Origin of the sequence: Paraburkholderia youngii, assembly GCF_013366925.1 — a bacterium.
Lineage (GTDB): Bacteria > Pseudomonadota > Gammaproteobacteria > Burkholderiales > Burkholderiaceae > Paraburkholderia > Paraburkholderia youngii.
In genome coordinates this window covers 198,797-212,900 of sequence record NZ_JAALDK010000003.1, presented here as the reverse complement: position 1 = coordinate 212,900, position 14,104 = coordinate 198,797, and the positions used below count along the sequence as shown (strand labels likewise).

The 14,104-nt window shown below is 60.4% G+C and carries 18 protein-coding genes; 7 read left to right on the top strand and 11 right to left on the bottom strand.

From position 1 onward, the window contains the following. Positions 1–196: 196 nt before the first annotated feature. From G5S42_RS39560 to G5S42_RS39535, 6 genes are all read right to left on the bottom strand, one after another. On the bottom strand, positions 197–565 hold the full coding sequence (locus tag G5S42_RS39560; protein ID WP_246392478.1) for a hypothetical protein: 369 nt from the start codon (positions 563–565) through the stop codon (positions 197–199). 18 nt (positions 566–583) lie between these two features. Next, a complete protein-coding gene (locus G5S42_RS39555; protein WP_176112178.1) occupies positions 584–766 on the bottom strand; it encodes a hypothetical protein in 183 nt (60 codons plus the stop codon). After that, the gene (locus tag G5S42_RS39550) at positions 756–1,934 is read right to left on the bottom strand and encodes a FlhC family transcriptional regulator (protein WP_176112492.1); all 1,179 of its coding nucleotides are present in this window, start codon (positions 1,932–1,934) and stop codon (positions 756–758) included. The genes G5S42_RS39555 and G5S42_RS39550 overlap by 11 nt, the downstream gene beginning before the upstream one ends. Before the next feature lie 38 nt (positions 1,935–1,972). Then, on the bottom strand, positions 1,973–3,223 hold the full coding sequence (locus tag G5S42_RS39545) for a hypothetical protein (protein WP_176112177.1): 1,251 nt from the start codon (positions 3,221–3,223) through the stop codon (positions 1,973–1,975). A gap of 85 nt (positions 3,224–3,308) precedes the next feature. Then, positions 3,309–3,734 (bottom strand): hypothetical protein, encoded by a 426-nt coding sequence (locus G5S42_RS39540; protein ID WP_176112176.1) that lies wholly within the window; start codon positions 3,732–3,734, stop codon positions 3,309–3,311. 241 nt (positions 3,735–3,975) lie between these two features. Beyond that, a complete protein-coding gene (locus tag G5S42_RS39535) occupies positions 3,976–4,659 on the bottom strand; it encodes a nuclease-related domain-containing protein (RefSeq protein ID WP_176112175.1) in 684 nt (227 codons plus the stop codon). Positions 4,660–5,200: 541 nt separating this feature from the next. Here G5S42_RS39535 and G5S42_RS39530 point away from each other — a divergent pair. From G5S42_RS39530 to G5S42_RS39505, 6 genes are all read left to right on the top strand, one after another. Beyond that, positions 5,201–5,572, top strand: a complete 372-nt coding sequence (locus G5S42_RS39530) for a hypothetical protein (RefSeq protein WP_176112174.1) — start codon at positions 5,201–5,203, stop codon at positions 5,570–5,572. A 125-nt stretch (positions 5,573–5,697) separates the two neighbouring features. Next, complete coding sequence (locus G5S42_RS39525) at positions 5,698–6,126, top strand: hypothetical protein (RefSeq protein WP_176112173.1); 429 nt, start codon at positions 5,698–5,700, stop codon at positions 6,124–6,126. Positions 6,127–6,134: 8 nt separating this feature from the next. Then, complete coding sequence (locus tag G5S42_RS39520; protein WP_176112172.1) at positions 6,135–6,995, top strand: hypothetical protein; 861 nt, start codon at positions 6,135–6,137, stop codon at positions 6,993–6,995. Positions 6,996–7,006: 11 nt separating this feature from the next. Then, positions 7,007–7,576, top strand: coding sequence for a single-stranded DNA-binding protein (locus G5S42_RS39515; RefSeq protein WP_176112171.1), 570 nt, complete (start codon positions 7,007–7,009; stop codon positions 7,574–7,576). A gap of 246 nt (positions 7,577–7,822) precedes the next feature. Further along, complete coding sequence (locus tag G5S42_RS39510; RefSeq protein WP_176112170.1) at positions 7,823–8,962, top strand: primase-helicase zinc-binding domain-containing protein; 1,140 nt, start codon at positions 7,823–7,825, stop codon at positions 8,960–8,962. Positions 8,963–9,066: 104 nt separating this feature from the next. After that, entirely contained in the window at positions 9,067–9,291 is a 225-nt protein-coding gene (locus tag G5S42_RS39505; RefSeq protein ID WP_176112169.1) for a hypothetical protein, read from the top strand. Between the two features lie 72 nt (positions 9,292–9,363). On the opposite strand, the gene G5S42_RS39500 is transcribed toward G5S42_RS39505, so the two are convergent. From G5S42_RS39500 to G5S42_RS39485, 4 genes are read right to left on the bottom strand one after another with little or no spacing between them, the layout of a single operon-like run. Then, complete coding sequence (locus G5S42_RS39500) at positions 9,364–9,630, bottom strand: hypothetical protein (protein WP_176112168.1); 267 nt, start codon at positions 9,628–9,630, stop codon at positions 9,364–9,366. Further along, positions 9,630–9,854 (bottom strand): hypothetical protein, encoded by a 225-nt coding sequence (locus G5S42_RS39495; RefSeq protein WP_176112027.1) that lies wholly within the window; start codon positions 9,852–9,854, stop codon positions 9,630–9,632. The genes G5S42_RS39500 and G5S42_RS39495 overlap by 1 nt, the downstream gene beginning before the upstream one ends. Positions 9,855–9,889: 35 nt before the next feature. Further along, on the bottom strand, positions 9,890–10,255 hold the full coding sequence (locus G5S42_RS39490; RefSeq protein WP_217710324.1) for a hypothetical protein: 366 nt from the start codon (positions 10,253–10,255) through the stop codon (positions 9,890–9,892). Further along, on the bottom strand, positions 10,252–11,268 hold the full coding sequence (locus tag G5S42_RS39485) for a PRTRC system protein D (RefSeq protein ID WP_176112491.1): 1,017 nt from the start codon (positions 11,266–11,268) through the stop codon (positions 10,252–10,254). Before G5S42_RS39485 ends, G5S42_RS39490 begins: the two co-directional genes overlap by 4 nt. A 1,150-nt stretch (positions 11,269–12,418) precedes the next feature. Between G5S42_RS39485 and G5S42_RS39480 the strand changes: the two genes are divergently transcribed. Then, on the top strand, positions 12,419–13,579 hold the full coding sequence (locus G5S42_RS39480) for a phage integrase N-terminal domain-containing protein (protein WP_176112166.1): 1,161 nt from the start codon (positions 12,419–12,421) through the stop codon (positions 13,577–13,579). A gap of 234 nt (positions 13,580–13,813) precedes the next feature. Here the strand turns inward: G5S42_RS39480 and G5S42_RS39475 are convergent, their stop codons facing one another. Continuing rightward, positions 13,814–14,035 (bottom strand): hypothetical protein, encoded by a 222-nt coding sequence (locus tag G5S42_RS39475; protein WP_176112165.1) that lies wholly within the window; start codon positions 14,033–14,035, stop codon positions 13,814–13,816. Positions 14,036–14,104: the final 69 nt, after the last annotated feature.

Here is a 14,104-nt window from a genome sequence, read left to right as displayed (position 1 = left end):
TGCCCCTTGCACGACCTTGATTCCATCTTATCGAGCTAAGCGCAAAGTCAAGTCGCGTCCGGTCGCGCTCCCGAAATCGTCGGGTGATCGCACCGTGGCCGTTGCGCATTCTAGTGATAACGGACGTTCCCCGTAAGAATTGAGCGAGGCTCCCAGTATGTAATCCGTAGATGCCCGCAGGAGAGGCGGTGAACGCTCAGGTGCGCCGCCGGCGACGCCGCCAGTGAAACACGCGAAGGGCCACGAAGGCCGCGATGAGCAGGCCGCCGGTCGCAACAGGCTGGAGTTTTGCCACGACCGGGATGAGGCGCGATCCTATATAGAGGCAGAAAAAGACGACGGCGACCCGGCCAAACCACGGTGCGCTCAGCATCGAGAGAAGGCGCGAAGGCTGGCGACCGGCCCAATCCTGATATCCCTCGTTGACGGTTTTCAGGTCGAACCCTTCGGCCAGTCGGGCCCGCTCGTCGCGATAGAACTGCTCATACTGCTCGAACCGCCCGTCACCGCGGCCGTCGAGCCACGCGGCGTTGCTCTCGGGCGCGAGATAGTCGAAGTCTTCCATCGTCTTCTTCATATTCAGTCAGTGCACCCGTCCCGCAAGCCATGCGACGACGCCGATCGCATCCACAATCACGTTACCGTCTGCTTCCGAATGGAATGCACCGGTCTCGGGATTCTGCCAGCCGAACTGCGCGCTGCCGTCTGCGCTGAAGACGACCAGCCCGGCGGGCAGTTCCGGCTTTTGCGCGGTTTCAGGCGTCACGTGTCTTCCTCCGCGGCTTCTTCGCATTGAGCTGCTGCAGGCACGCAGGACATGCGAAGCGGTTATGCACCTCGATCTTCGTGTCGTTGTTCGAGACCACATAGTGCGTGGTACAGGAACGGCAGGGCGCGACGGTCAGTCGGGTGTCGGCAGCCATCGAACGGGTCAGATTCCAGCCGCGATCGGCAGAGATGAGCCGGCTTTCGAACAGGCGCGCATAGATATCGTTCGTCGCAATCAGCGCCTCGGGTGCGTTGGCGTCCATCGCGATCGCCGACCGGTACAGCCACATATAGGTTGTCGCGTGCAGGCGGTGAAACGGGCTCTCGACGAACCAGGGCAGCGACGTGGCGACGTTCCCGCACGGGGAGCTTCTGCCATGGATCTTCTGATAAAGCGTTCGCATCTGGTGCTGGTTCAACTGGAAGAGCGTGGAGGCGGTCGAGGCGCGCAGGCCATGCGCCATCATGGCGGCCGCGAAAATTTCATTGGTCGCGCGTCCGAGTCGCAACCCGCTCCAGTCGGCCCGGATTGGCAGCTCGCCCGCGCGCGCCGGCGACGTGCGCATGATCAGATGCGCAATCATTTCATCGGTCAGGCTGCTTGCGGCAAACTCGTACCAGAAGGTGGGACTGTTAAAGCGCCAGCGGAACAGCGGCAGGCCTTGCATGCCACCCAATGCGAGATTGAGCTTGTACTGCGGCACCGACCGTAGATAGTTCGCCAGTTCCGTCGTGATTCCGAGCAGGGGCGCACACAGCACGCTCATGTTCAGCACCTGCGTGACCAGATTCAGAAAGGCGACGTTCTGATGGTTGACGGCATACAGGGACAGGTGATCGAGCGGCGGAGTCTTGCGACGCAGGATGTCGACGGCCACGGTCGTCGGCGTCTGGTCGACAAAACAGCGCCAGTCCTCGACGGTTTGCAGCGTGGGCTCGACCATCAGGAAAGGCGTGCGCAGCAGGTTGCGCAATGAGGCCTGATTCAGCTTGAGCTGGTCGATCTCCTCGCGGGAAATGTTCAGCACCTCGCTGAAGCGGCTGTCGTGCCGCAACATCAGCTTCAGGTGGTCGACCAGGTTGAAGTTCGTCACCTGAATGACTTCGTTGAGCCAGTCCGGAACGTAGAGCCGCTCGACCGCGCGGTAGTTATCTTTGTTTTCCATCATTTATTTTTTTCTCTCTTGTATCCAGCGGCCGACAATCAGGCTGCGCGTGCAGCAGCCTGCAGCTCCCCGTGAAACTTGCCGACGAGATCGGCCAGCGCCGTGAACAGACCGGCGAAGGCCTTATGCGCGCCCTCTGCGGTGACCAGAAGCTGTGCGCTGTGGTAGTCCTGCATGAAATCGCCGAATTTCTGGAGCAGCCCCTTGATCTTCTTCTCCAGGACCTCCTGCGCTTCGATCCTTGCGGCCTCCGCGTCCCGTCGTTGCTCGAGTGCGGCAACCTCCGCCCGCATTGCCTCGGCCTTCTCGCTGGCTTTCTTGAAATCGTCCATCGCGCTCTGCGTCGCTTCCTGGAGATTCCTGATGTGTTCAGGCAGCGTCGGCACGGGGACTTCCTTGGTCTGCACCTTTTCCGATGCTGCGCGCAGTTCGTTCGTCCGGGTGGTCAGTTCGCGCTCGGTATTGGCAAGCTGGTTCTGCAGCACACTCAGCATCCGCTGCGCTTCGGCGAGTTCAACGAGCGTGCCGCTCGCGTTCTTCTTCTCCTGCTCGATCTGCCGTTGCAGACGCTTGGCTTCCTCCGTCAGGCGGTCCCGATCAGATTTCGTGTCGTCAAGCTCGCCGGCAATATCGGAAAGCTGGTTGGTCACGAGGTCAAGACGGGTGTTCTTCTCGGCAATCTGATCGCGAAAATCCTTGATGAGCTTCTTGATTTCCCGTTTGCTCAGATCAGGGTTCTCCTTCCTTGCCTCGATGACCATCTCGATGATGTCGTCACCGATGTCATTGCTGATGAGCGCCTGCATGTCGGTGAGCTCGAGGTATTGCACGGCGCCGGCATTTGAACTGAACTTCTCGTACGAGCGGATATAGAGGTCCACCCATGAACGGGAGCGTCGGAAAGCATGCTGCAGGTAGCGGTAGACGAGTTCCTTCGCCAGACTCCGGGACTTCGGCGTATCCCCCAGGCGCCTGACGAAATCGTTCTGCACGGCAATCATGATATGAGCGAAGTTGCCACCGATACGCATATGCTCCCCAAGGATCTTGCGGGTCGAGTGCGCAACTTCTTCGCTTTCGGCCACGATCGAGGCCATCAGAGCTTCTTCCAGCTGGCCACCAAAGAACTGCCGCGCGGCCTGACTGAGTTCGTTCTGGTTAGGGATATGGACGAAGGTGGGAGGCAACGACTCTTCCAGCGCATCCGATCCGTCCGCACCGCCTGCGTCGAGGCGGGTCGGGTCGAACTCGTCGTTGTTGACTTTTTTCAGGTCCTTACTGTTGCTCATGATGGTGTGTGTCCTTGCTCAATTCGGTGGAAGCCGGTTCGCAGGTGTTGCGCGAAGCGAAGCCGACGGACGTCTGTCGGTGACGCTATGCGTGCGAGGCCGCGTGGTGGTTGCCCGGCCCGCGATAGGCGTCGATCAGCCTTTTGACTTCCCGGGGCGGAAGGAGCGGGACAGCTTTTCTGGCTTCTACGATGAAGGAGACGAGTTCATCGGTCGCCCGGAAAAGCAGGCACATATCGGTCAGGCGGAGGTGCCGGATGGCTTCCGGATTGGTCCCGAATTGCTGGTGGCACCGGAGGTAGAGCCTGGCGCTGAAGCGGGAGAGCTTCAATTCGCGCTCGACGAAGCTCAATGCCCAGTTGGTGGCGTGCTGCCGCACCAGAGGCGTGTCGCCGAGGTTCTGCGTCCGGTCCTGCTGGACAAGATGCACGATGTCGGCGATCGCCTTCGCGATCATCATGTGTAAGCCGGCCGCGGAGCGGTCTTGTGAGGAATGTTTAGCGTTTTTCATTTCTTTTCTGTTCTGTTCTGTTTCCGTGTGGCGTGACGCTGCACTCTGACCTTTCTGATGCGCGTAGCACTCATCCCCTGGCCACAATACGCTTCGTTTTTCAGCCGGTTCGGCCGAAAGGCGCACAATTACGTGCAGCTTTTGTGACGATCGTCACTTTTGCGCGAAGCAAAGGTTGAATCGGCAAGCATTCCGGAACCTTTAGACATTCAGTGTCATTTATTTAGGGTTTTCCCTCAGTTCATGCCGATTGCATGACGTGTATGCGATGAGCATGAATCGCCGCGTCACCGGTGACAGCCACCGCCCGAATTGCGCGCCAGGCGTGGTGCACGTTCACCGGGAGATCGCCCCTCGCGTCGTGGCGTGCCTGGCGGGCTCGCAGCCATTGATGCAGGTCGGCGCGACGAATCAGATTGGCGGGAAGGGCGGCCGAAATTTCGCAGCGGTCACTCGCGAACACACCCAGACCTTCAACCGGCCAGATGCCGGGCAACACACCCCGCAGGAAACCCACCTTGGACCGGTTCTGGCGAAGCGGCGAGCGGCGTGTTTCGCGTTGGCCGTCGGCGCCGATGCGCACAACGGTTTGCGCGTCAGGGCCGGGCAGGATGCTGCCCGCCCAGTTCTTGGTTTCAATGACGAAGATGCCGAAGGGCGTGATCGCAAGATGATCCAGTTCTGCCGTCGGAAACTCGGTCCCCGGCGCGTGGTTCAGCAGCAGGGCGCCCGGGTGGAGGTAGAAGTTTTCGCCGCACAGCCATTGCAGCGCGGAGCGAAGTTCCGCCTGCACGAGCGCCTCGCCTTCGTCGCCGCTTTTCTGGTTGCGCGTGGCGGGTGCGGTGGTGGAGTCCGGCTTGCGTTGGCGGGTGAGTGTCCGCCAGGCGAATACGCAACCGGACACGACAAGGATGGTCGTCAGCATCGTGGGAACCTCGTTGAGTGGAGATGAGTTCCAGTCTGCCGCGTAATTTTCGAAGTCAAGTCGTCGCCGGCGGATCTGGCGCCGTGCGGAAAAATACATGTGCCGCACTAACGTATGACCCACTGTCAAAGCTTTCTGCTCGCCTTCATGCAATCCCGAAAAGCTATATGGTTTAGTCGAGCTTTCCGGGTTAAGGCCGTCAGCCGGCTGACGCAATGGCGCGAGTAGCCGCCAGGTGCGAGACTCGCCTGCCTTTTAAGCTGCACGACTTTCGCGAGCATTCATATCTGCTGCGAGGCTCGCGCGCGGTAATCTAGGCCCATCCCCCGCGTCGTCCCCGACGCATCGAAATGCGTGACGGTAGTCGCGCGTCTGCACTGCATTCCCTTCATCTTTTCTTCTGCGCTGGTGTTCCCGTAGGGGCCCTTTCCGGGTTCCTACGAAAGCGCCTCGCGCCGAGTTTCCTTGCTCGTCCCGAGCATCGAAACCACTGGACGTTGTCCGGACATTCCCTTGTGCGTGAATTTTTCTGGAGAGAAAAATGCTGAAAGTTCTGTTCAATGGCGCCCTTAAGACACCGGGCAAGCTGCTTGCCCTCTGTCTTGTCGTCTATCTCGCCACGATCTCGTTCGCGGTCGCCTTGATTGTTGGATTAGTCGCCGCGAACGGGCTGTACAAGGCGATGATGAAGAAGGCCACGGCAATTGAAGCTGCCGAAGCCGACGCTGAAGCCGCACGCATCGAGACTGAAAAACTCGCTGCTGCTGCCAGAGCTGCTGACGCCGCGAAAGCTCGCACCGCTACCGTTGCACACGCAACTGCGGCTGCGAACGACCCGGCTGCTCAACCGGCACCGATGAAGCAATATGCAAAATCGGCTGTCGTTGTTCCGTTCAAAACCGGTACCCAATAGCCGGGGTACTGTCACCACCTACCGTCACCAGGGCTTATGCCCTCGGTGACGGCACCTCAACCCATGCCGGGAATCCATTCCCGGTTACGGGTCATTGGATTGCCGGCCAGACACCGGAGCAATACATGGAAACGCATGTGGCTGCCTGGCAGCTGGACATGTTCGGCGATTCCTCGCCGGTTCTCGTCACTACCCCCCGGCCTGACCCTCTTCCCGATCCGCAGTTCTGGAGCGCAACGGTTCGCGACAGGATGATCGACGCCCTGATCTCGTTTGCAAGTGACAGCCGCCGTGGCGACCGCATGCCTGAGTCGCTGATGGACTGCGCGGAACTGCTCTCCGAGCGTCTGCGTAACCGCAAGATCGACGTCGACGACTACCGCGCGACGCTCGGCTGGATCATGGGTTACTGGAATGGCGCGCTGCCTTATGTCTACGTCTGCAAGGTCAACGGCATTGATCCGGAGACGATGCAGGACGTCATCATGAGCACACCCCTGCTGGCGCGCGATCTGCGCGAGCTGCAACGCATGTGCTTCGGCACGTTGTTGTAGGAGGCAGCATGGCAAACGCTGGATCACTCCTCACCCGCGTACTCGCGGACCTCTTCCCCGGCAAATCCGCCGCACAACCCACCTCACCGTTACCCCAGGCCAGCGCACCGGCCGCACCCGTCCCGACGCCCGCGCCTCACACGACCGGTAGCGTCGGTGTGCCGCACGAGATAGGGCAGGGAGCGGCAAACGAAACGGTGGTGACGATCGGTGACACGCCGCACCTGTTCGTCGACGAGGGCGATCACATTGTTGAGTTCATCCCCGCTTTCGATGATCACACCGAGGAAACCGAATTCGGCCTGAAGATCGTGCCGGATCTCGCTCCCCACTGGTCACAGGTGGCTTCCCATCGTTGCACGCTCAAGGATGCGATCGTCACCGCGATTCGCGGGGGCAGCACATCGGGGGGCAGCACATCGCTCAACATCCCGAAGTCGGAGCCACGTGACCCGAATGAAGCGCCGACCCCTGAAGCTGGGCTTGCTGCCTCGCACGTGAGTGGCGATGACGACCGGCCCGCACGCGGCAGCGCCCCTCGCGCCCGAACGCGAGGGGAGTCGAATGACGCCGCGGTGACGGGGCGCATCCTGTCCTGGGGAGAAGAGCGGTTCCCGGATCGCAACAGGCCCGGGCGCTTTTACAAGTCATTCGCCATGCACATCGACACGACGACGGGCGAGCGAACGCTTCAAGGTGAAGGCCTGAAGGACGCAATCGCAGAATGTCACTGCGTCGTCGGTGATGTTGTTTCAGTGCGGCGCCTGCGCAAGATCAAGGTCCCGGCATTCCGTAGCGATGGCAGTCCGGTCATGGTCGAAGGCAAACAGGTCATGTGGGACAAGTGGCTATGGTCAATTACTAAATAGAGGAATCAAGAATGGCATCAGTCAATAAGGTAATTCTCGTCGGCAACCTCGGCGCAGACCCTGAAGTTCGCTATCTTCCAAGCGGCGACGCAGTGGCCAACATCCGTCTTGCGACGACCGATCGCTATAAGGACAAGGCCTCAGGCGAGATGAAGGAAGCGACCGAGTGGCACCGGGTCTCGTTCTTCGGGCGTCTCGCCGAAATCGTGTCCGAGCATCTGAAGAAGGGCTCGTCGGTGTACCTCGAAGGGCGCATCCGCACGCGCAAGTGGCAGGCGCAGGACGGCACTGATCGTTACTCGACCGAAATCGTCGCGGAACAGATGCAGATGCTCGGCGGCCGCAGTAATGGCGACAGCGGCGGTGACTTCGAACAGCGTGGTGGCTCGCGTGCCAGCCGGCCCGCGCCGGCCTCGCGTTCCAGTGAATCGCGTGCGCCGGACAATATTGGCACCCGCGCGCAACCTCCGCAGCCGTCTCATGGCGGTGGCGGTGCTCCGCGTGGCGGCGGCTTCGATGAACCCGAGGATGATATTCCATTCCGCCCGGCGTACCCGCGCGCGGCATGGTCCGCAATCTGATCCCGGAAAGGCTCACCGCTCTTCAAATTCTTCTCCCGTAACACCTCACCTTCGCAACGACACGCCTTCGGGCGTGTCGTGCGACGGATCTTCTGCAACGGCCGTTCGCGCCTGTCTCCTATTTCTACCCAGCCAGCACGTCTGCTGAAAAAAGCCGCCCGCAGCGCGCGGACCGCTTTTTTGAGCACGCGTTCTTACGCCTGTCTCAGGCACCGACCTAACCCACTTCCGCAAAGGAGAGTGACTATGAGTTTGAATGGAAGGGAACTCACGCCCGAGCAGTACACGTGGCTACAGCGCAAGCTGAAGGAGTTCACGCGCTCCCCGGAGCAATGGATCTCGCTCCTCGTGAGCTATGGCGTGCCTGCTGACAGATTGACTGGCAAGGCGTGTGCGTGTCCCGTTTGCGGCGGCGACGATCGCTTCACCTACGATAACAGGCGTGGGCGAGGCGACTGGGTATGCCGCCATTGCAACAATGGCGATGTGATGGCGGGCGACGGCCTTCAGCTGATCACACGTGTCAACCGGATGGGGCTGTACCGGCTGATGCGCGAGATCGACGGTGGTTCTGCGCCCCGGGCGATCCGTCTGGCTGGCACTGCTGAACCGCCAAGGCCGAAGCGTAAGGCAAGCCCGGAGTTCACCGCCAGGCGTCTGAGCTCGATGTGGGATGCTGCAAAACCACTGTCGGCGGGCGACCTTGTGATGCGCTACCTGGGCGCCCGCGTGCCCGGCCTGTGTGTCGCACCGTCGCCGGCGCTGCGGCTCGGCATGCTCGAGTACCGGCACGAGAAGAAGGTACTTGGCAGCTGGCCAGGCATTCTCGCGCGGTTCGAATTGCCCGATGGACGTCTGGGTACGCTGCACCGGACGTTTCTGGAGCGATCGACGCCCGCCAAGGCGCTGATCGTGTCGGCCGAGGGCGAAATCCTTGACCCGAAACTCAACGACATGACGCTCAATCCGCTTGCGGGCGGAGCAGTGCGTCTGATGGAGCCAGTCAATGGCGAAATCGGTGTCGCCGAGGGGCTCGAGACGGCCTGTGCTGCGCATATGCTCTTCGATGTGCCAACGTGGTACTGCCTGAACATCGGTCTGCTGCGTCAGTTCGTTGTGCCGGAAGGCCTGGGTATTCGCGTCGTGCACATCTTCGTTGATTTCGATGCGGTCGATCCAAAGACCGGCAAGTCCGTCGGCGTCGCAGGTGGCGTCGAGCTCGCGAAGCGTCTGAGAGCCGAAGGGTTCACGGCCATTGTTCACCGGCCGCGTGTACGCGGAACCGACTTCGCTGACGAGTGGGTTGCACAGTGCGCGAATGCGGTGCCGTCGATGGAGAACTGTCGCGGCGGTGTGAAGGCTGCTCAACTCGCAGCGCTCGCCTGAAGCATTGCAGTAAGCCGGCTTTCGCCGCACGTCTTTTTATCTTGCCCGGTGGGGATATTCCCCGCCGGGGAATATCTCGTCGGGCTACTTTTCTGGAGAAGAAAATGCGCTCGTTCCAGGTTCTCGTGGGTGGGTTCGCGATCGTTGCTACGAACGGTGCCGAAGGCGGCCGTCAGCCGGTCGTCAAGTCCGAAGCAGTGGCCTTTGATGTGATTGACCGGAAGGCAACGGGCAATACCCAATACGCCAGCCGTGACCAGAGTTTTGATGAAGCGTGGGACTTTTGCGCCCGCCGTCTACTTGTTACCGCGGCTCCCCGGCCGCACTGATCGGTATAGAGAAACGGCTCCCCCAAGGTTATTGGGGGAGCCGTTTTTTTTCGTCTGCGCGTTTCGCCAACTTCAGGATTTCAGGATGGCCAGGCATACCACCACAACGATAGCGAAGACCTTCCACAGCCGCCAGATTTCGCTCGACCAGATCGCGCCAGCCGCACCCGTCATCAGCAGTATGACGCACAGGTCCATGTCCACCACGTGCTTGCTCGCGAGCATCGCGACGAACCACCACAGCGCGACCGACGCAACAAATATGATCGCGCGGCGTGCGAAGAACGGCAGTCCCATGAACCTGCTGTAATACGAAGTCGGACGTTCGATCGGGTCCATTACTGAGCACCCTTCTTCCGGTTCGTGTACCACACGAGCACATCGTAGTTGTACCAGCCAGCAAAACAGCAGGCCGCGGCCGTCGCGAAAAACAGCCACGTACGCGCCTCGCTGAGCGGAAGACCACCGCGGATAATGTCGATCAGTTCCAGCATATAACCCCCCAGAGTGTTGCACCGGTGCAAGGCGCGGCGCGCCATGAACACACCGATGCGATAACCCATCTTCGCATCACCAAACAGAAGTCAAGTCGCCTCGCTCAGATGAATGAGCCGAACGCATCGGCTATTTCATTGACGTCGTAACTCCTGGCCGGGTCGCTGTCGTTGGAAACAACGTGACTCCGTTCGACGCTGGCAGTAGCTTCTGGCACAACGCGCGGGGCCTCTTCCGGTTGACGCACCTGAGCGGCTGCCGGTTGCGTTCCCGACGATAACGGAGAGCCGCCTGCAAAGGAAGCCGCTGCGTTCATGCCTGCCGATCCTTGCCCGCGTAGGGCGGACTCGGCAAGCGAACGAAGCAGAGCGGCCCGCTCCCTGTATGACGATGCCTGGCTCAGTCGCGCATGGAGAAGCGGCGTGGTCACCGCGTCGATGACCAGCTTCATGTCGAACTTCTCGCTCATGCTTTAGCAGGAGCACGCTCGCGCGTGAGGCCAGCTTCGCCGACGATCAGAAAGCCCTTTGCGTTCGCCATGCAGGGTGACTCGATGACTTCCAGCGTGACGCGCGGGAATGCCTTCCGGATGGCGGGCGCATACAGGGCTCCGCCGCCCCCCGACAGGATGATCGATCGCACATTTGTGAGTTGCCCGACGTTGTTCTGCATTTCCTTCACGACACCCGCGATGACGGGTTGTGACTGTTCCAGGTATGGGTCAAGGTCGATGTCGTTGCCATAGAAAAAGAATGGCTTGCGCTCGCGCAACGCCTTGTCAATGCGTTCGATATCCTCGACCTGTTCGTCCTGGTCGCGCGATATGAGTGCCGCGATCCGTTGATAGATCTGCGATGCACCGCCCGGGATGCCGTCGCTTCGCTTGTCGTCCATCGTGAAGCCATTCGCATAAACCCAGTCGGTCGTGAAATAGCCAACGTCGATGACAAGATGCGCGCTGTCCCGACCGAACTCGCTCTGGCGGTTGGCCGACGCAGCGACGAGCGAGCCAAGCGGCTGGGGGATGACTACCACCTTGTCTACGGTGACGCGTCCTGCACCGAAATCGAAGGCGCCTGTGAAGCGGTCACGCAAGGCGCTCGAATACTTCTTCATGTTGTGGACGGGCAAGCCGAGCACCAGACGTTCGATATGTGTCACGCCGGCGAAATGAACCGCGCCGGCGAGTAGGGCTGCGTAGTTGTCGGAGAGGACGAAGTCATTCGAGAGGGCGCGGCCGGTATTGCCGTAAGCGGCAGTCAGCGATACATCGGGAACGACCTCATACTCGATCTGGTCGATGACGATGGTCACGACCCTGCGTGACGCGAGCACGCTGTCGCCGTAGCCGGACAGTGCACGGCTCGCTGCAAGCGGGGCGAGCGACGGAAACATACCGGTGGCGATGCTGCCGCTGGCTGCGCGATGTGCATACTTGGTGTTGCCGTAGCCGACATCGACTGCGAAGACGGAAGTTTTCAAGATGACTCCATTCGATTTGATGGATCGCGATGAAGTGACAGAAAACTGACAGATAAGTATCAGTTTGTTCCGCCACATATCGCGTGAACCGGCGAACTATCAGATAACTGACCCTTAAGTGTCAGTTTGCGCATCGCGCCGGGGCCTGCTGGTGCAACTGACACTTTTCTGTCAGTTCTGCCTGATTTCGAGTCTATCGAGCGTCCAGCGAAGTCAAGTCAGCAAAGCCAACCGGTTCCGCCCAGCTTTCGGGCGGTGCGTGTGTTTAATTCGCCTCTATCCTTGGGTCACCTACCGCGTCCATGACGCATCGAACCAGAGTGCAGGGCACTCGCACGACCATATCCCCAGGCCCGCAACGGGCCAGAAACAGGCAAATGACCGGGCCGCACAATGAAGCGGCCTTTTTATGAAGTAAATCAAGTCCACGATGGTCCACCATGAGGACCCCTGGACAGTGCGATATCCATACGATTGGCGGCGGTTTGCCGCGATGTGACGCAATGAGGACATGTGGAGAGACCGGACACCGGACACTTTTCGCATGCTCATCTGCGTTTGCACACGCCCTTTCAGCAATAGCTGGGTGCGTTCACGAAGCCCGATACACCGCGGCGGAGATGAACGTGCTTGGGGGCGGGGGAACTCCTGCGGACCGGAAAAGACCGGAACACCGCGATTCCCTGACGGAAGAGGACACGGCGCGCGCGGCCGTACACAAACGCGTATCAGGTTTTGCCCGGCCAATAGCGAGGGGGCGTCACCGCGAAGCGGCGAACGAACCCGACGCGCAAAGCGTCACGCCGGCAGGGTAGCCACGAAGCTGCATAAAGCGGAGTCATCCGCGCAGCGCGACGGCAGGGATGCCTCGCGAATACGTCGGTGGTGGGTTGCGCGAAGCTCGATGTACACCGGCAGGCAGCAGGTTGGACAGTCGGACCGCATGCTCTTCCCATGCATCTGGCTGATCGGATGGAATCGCTAAAGGAACGGAAGGCAGGACCCTCGCGCCGGGGAAACGGCGAAGCCGCATAGGCGGCGAAGAAAAGACAAGCCCGCTGGTTCGGGCCACGGCATCAGGTAGGGATGCTGCGAACCAGCGGGCGCCGGGCAACGATACTGCGGCGAACTCGCCGCGCGGAGCGTCATGATGGCCGCCATTCTCAACGTGCGTGCAGTGGTGAACAAATACCGATTCGCTCCCGAGTTCAGGGCTGCGCTGCTCGCTCTGTTCGATACGCACGTCACGCAGATCCACAGCACCACCCGGATCAGTCACAAGGCGCTGTCTGTCAAAACGCAGGAACGGCGGGCGACTGCACTGTGCAAGTCGTTCCGTGAATTGCGGGATCACGGCTATGCGTTGCAGACGCCGTGGTCTCTCAAACACAAGCACGTCGAATTTCTTGTCAAACACTGGGTCGCGGATGGCCAGAGCGGGGGGACGATCGAGAACAAGCTGACGTACCTGCGGGCGATCGCACAATGGATGGGCAAGCCGAAACTGGTGCGAACGCTGGCCGACTATGTTGACCGGCGTGAGCATGGTCTTGTGCGCAGCTATGTGGCGACAGAGGACAAGTCATGGGAGGCGCACGGCATTGACGCTGCAGCCAAGATCGAAGAGATCGCGCTGACGTGTCCTTACACGGCGGTACAACTGAAACTGCAGGCGGCGTTCGGTGTGCGCGTCGAGGAGAGTTTCATGTTGCGGCCGGTTGAGGCCGTGCGCGATCCCCAGATGCTCGCCGTCGTACGCGGCACGAAGGGCGGTTTGCCGCGCGAGGTGCCGATCGAGGCGAAGATAGCGATTCTTGAAGAAGCGGCGAGCCTGAGCAACGGCGTGACGGGCTCGACGGTGCCGGCTGATCGTACGCTGAGGCAATGGCGTGACTGGTATTACTACGTGCTGGAAAAGCACGGCGTGACGAAGGCAGGTCTGGGTATCACGAGTCACGGCCTGCGCCACGGCTACCTGCAATCGCTGTATGAACGGACCGCAGGAACACCGGCGCCAATCAAGCGGGCCGGTGAGCGTCCAGATCCGCAGGTGCACCGGGAGGCGATGCGCCGCGTCGTTCAGGCGGCAGGACACAGCCGTGTGACCAAGGCGAATGCTTACCTGTCGACGTTTGCGAAACAGGAGCGGCTACAAAGGAAGTTGCCGACGGTCGAGGAGGTTCACGAGGCGCTCAGGATTGCCGAAGGCAACAAGAGCCATGCCGCCACGGCCCTTGGTATCTCGTGTCAGGCGCTCTACCGGATACTCGGGGCCGCAGCGGGGAATGAACCGGAAATTGACATGCCATAGCCTGATTCCGTTCAATCAGCGTGTTGCAGAATGGAATCTCTCTCAGGTTCTGGCGGCGGCCGTCAGACCTTTCATAGTCGGCTTTTTTTTCTTCGCAGTGAGTCCCGTGGAGGGCTCCGTTCGACCCACTCCGGTCGGATGGCTTTCTCCGAACCAGTCAGTCAGCCAATTTCAGGTTTTGCGAACTGGAGCGCCGGTAAGCGGCCGTTGGCGAACTGACGCAATCGGCCAGTTTCAGTCATTCAAGTTTGATTTGCGAACGTCGGCTTGCTGGCTAGCATGAGACACTGCTCGTGCATGACAGTCGGCAACTGTATTCAATGGAATAGCTTCGATAATGATCGGGTCGGCGCCGCGCACTGCAACCGTACGCGAGGCCATCAGCTTGTGCTCAACCAGCATCGCCTCGCTTTGAAAGAAGCGAGTCTCGAGATTTTTAGTCGCATCGGACATCATCCCAGCCCGGTCCCTGTACGAGTTGCGCCAGTTCGCTGCGCAGTAAAACTCCACTCCCGCATTCATATA

Bases quoted from the DNA above. Each gene is read 5' to 3' on its own strand.
- G5S42_RS39510 (WP_176112170.1), top strand. From the start codon at position 7,823: ATGAGTTTGAATGGAAGGGAACTCACGCCCGAGCAGTACACGTGGCTA.
- G5S42_RS39475 (WP_176112165.1), bottom strand. From the start codon at position 14,035: ATGATGTCCGATGCGACTAAAAATCTCGAGACTCGCTTCTTTCAAAGC.
- G5S42_RS39560 (WP_246392478.1), bottom strand. From the start codon at position 565: ATGGAAGACTTCGACTATCTCGCGCCCGAGAGCAACGCCGCGTGGCTC.
- G5S42_RS39520 (WP_176112172.1), top strand. From the start codon at position 6,135: ATGGCAAACGCTGGATCACTCCTCACCCGCGTACTCGCGGACCTCTTC.
- G5S42_RS39535 (WP_176112175.1), bottom strand. From the start codon at position 4,659: ATGCTGACGACCATCCTTGTCGTGTCCGGTTGCGTATTCGCCTGGCGG.
- G5S42_RS39480 (WP_176112166.1), top strand. From the start codon at position 12,419: ATGGCCGCCATTCTCAACGTGCGTGCAGTGGTGAACAAATACCGATTC.
- G5S42_RS39530 (WP_176112174.1), top strand. From the start codon at position 5,201: ATGCTGAAAGTTCTGTTCAATGGCGCCCTTAAGACACCGGGCAAGCTG.
- G5S42_RS39525 (WP_176112173.1), top strand. From the start codon at position 5,698: ATGGAAACGCATGTGGCTGCCTGGCAGCTGGACATGTTCGGCGATTCC.
- G5S42_RS39515 (WP_176112171.1), top strand. From the start codon at position 7,007: ATGGCATCAGTCAATAAGGTAATTCTCGTCGGCAACCTCGGCGCAGAC.
- G5S42_RS39545 (WP_176112177.1), bottom strand. From the start codon at position 3,223: ATGAGCAACAGTAAGGACCTGAAAAAAGTCAACAACGACGAGTTCGAC.
- G5S42_RS39540 (WP_176112176.1), bottom strand. From the start codon at position 3,734: ATGAAAAACGCTAAACATTCCTCACAAGACCGCTCCGCGGCCGGCTTA.
- G5S42_RS39500 (WP_176112168.1), bottom strand. From the start codon at position 9,630: ATGGACCCGATCGAACGTCCGACTTCGTATTACAGCAGGTTCATGGGA.
- G5S42_RS39495 (WP_176112027.1), bottom strand. From the start codon at position 9,854: ATGGGTTATCGCATCGGTGTGTTCATGGCGCGCCGCGCCTTGCACCGG.
- G5S42_RS39505 (WP_176112169.1), top strand. From the start codon at position 9,067: ATGCGCTCGTTCCAGGTTCTCGTGGGTGGGTTCGCGATCGTTGCTACG.
- G5S42_RS39550 (WP_176112492.1), bottom strand. From the start codon at position 1,934: ATGGAAAACAAAGATAACTACCGCGCGGTCGAGCGGCTCTACGTTCCG.
- G5S42_RS39490 (WP_217710324.1), bottom strand. From the start codon at position 10,255: ATGAGCGAGAAGTTCGACATGAAGCTGGTCATCGACGCGGTGACCACG.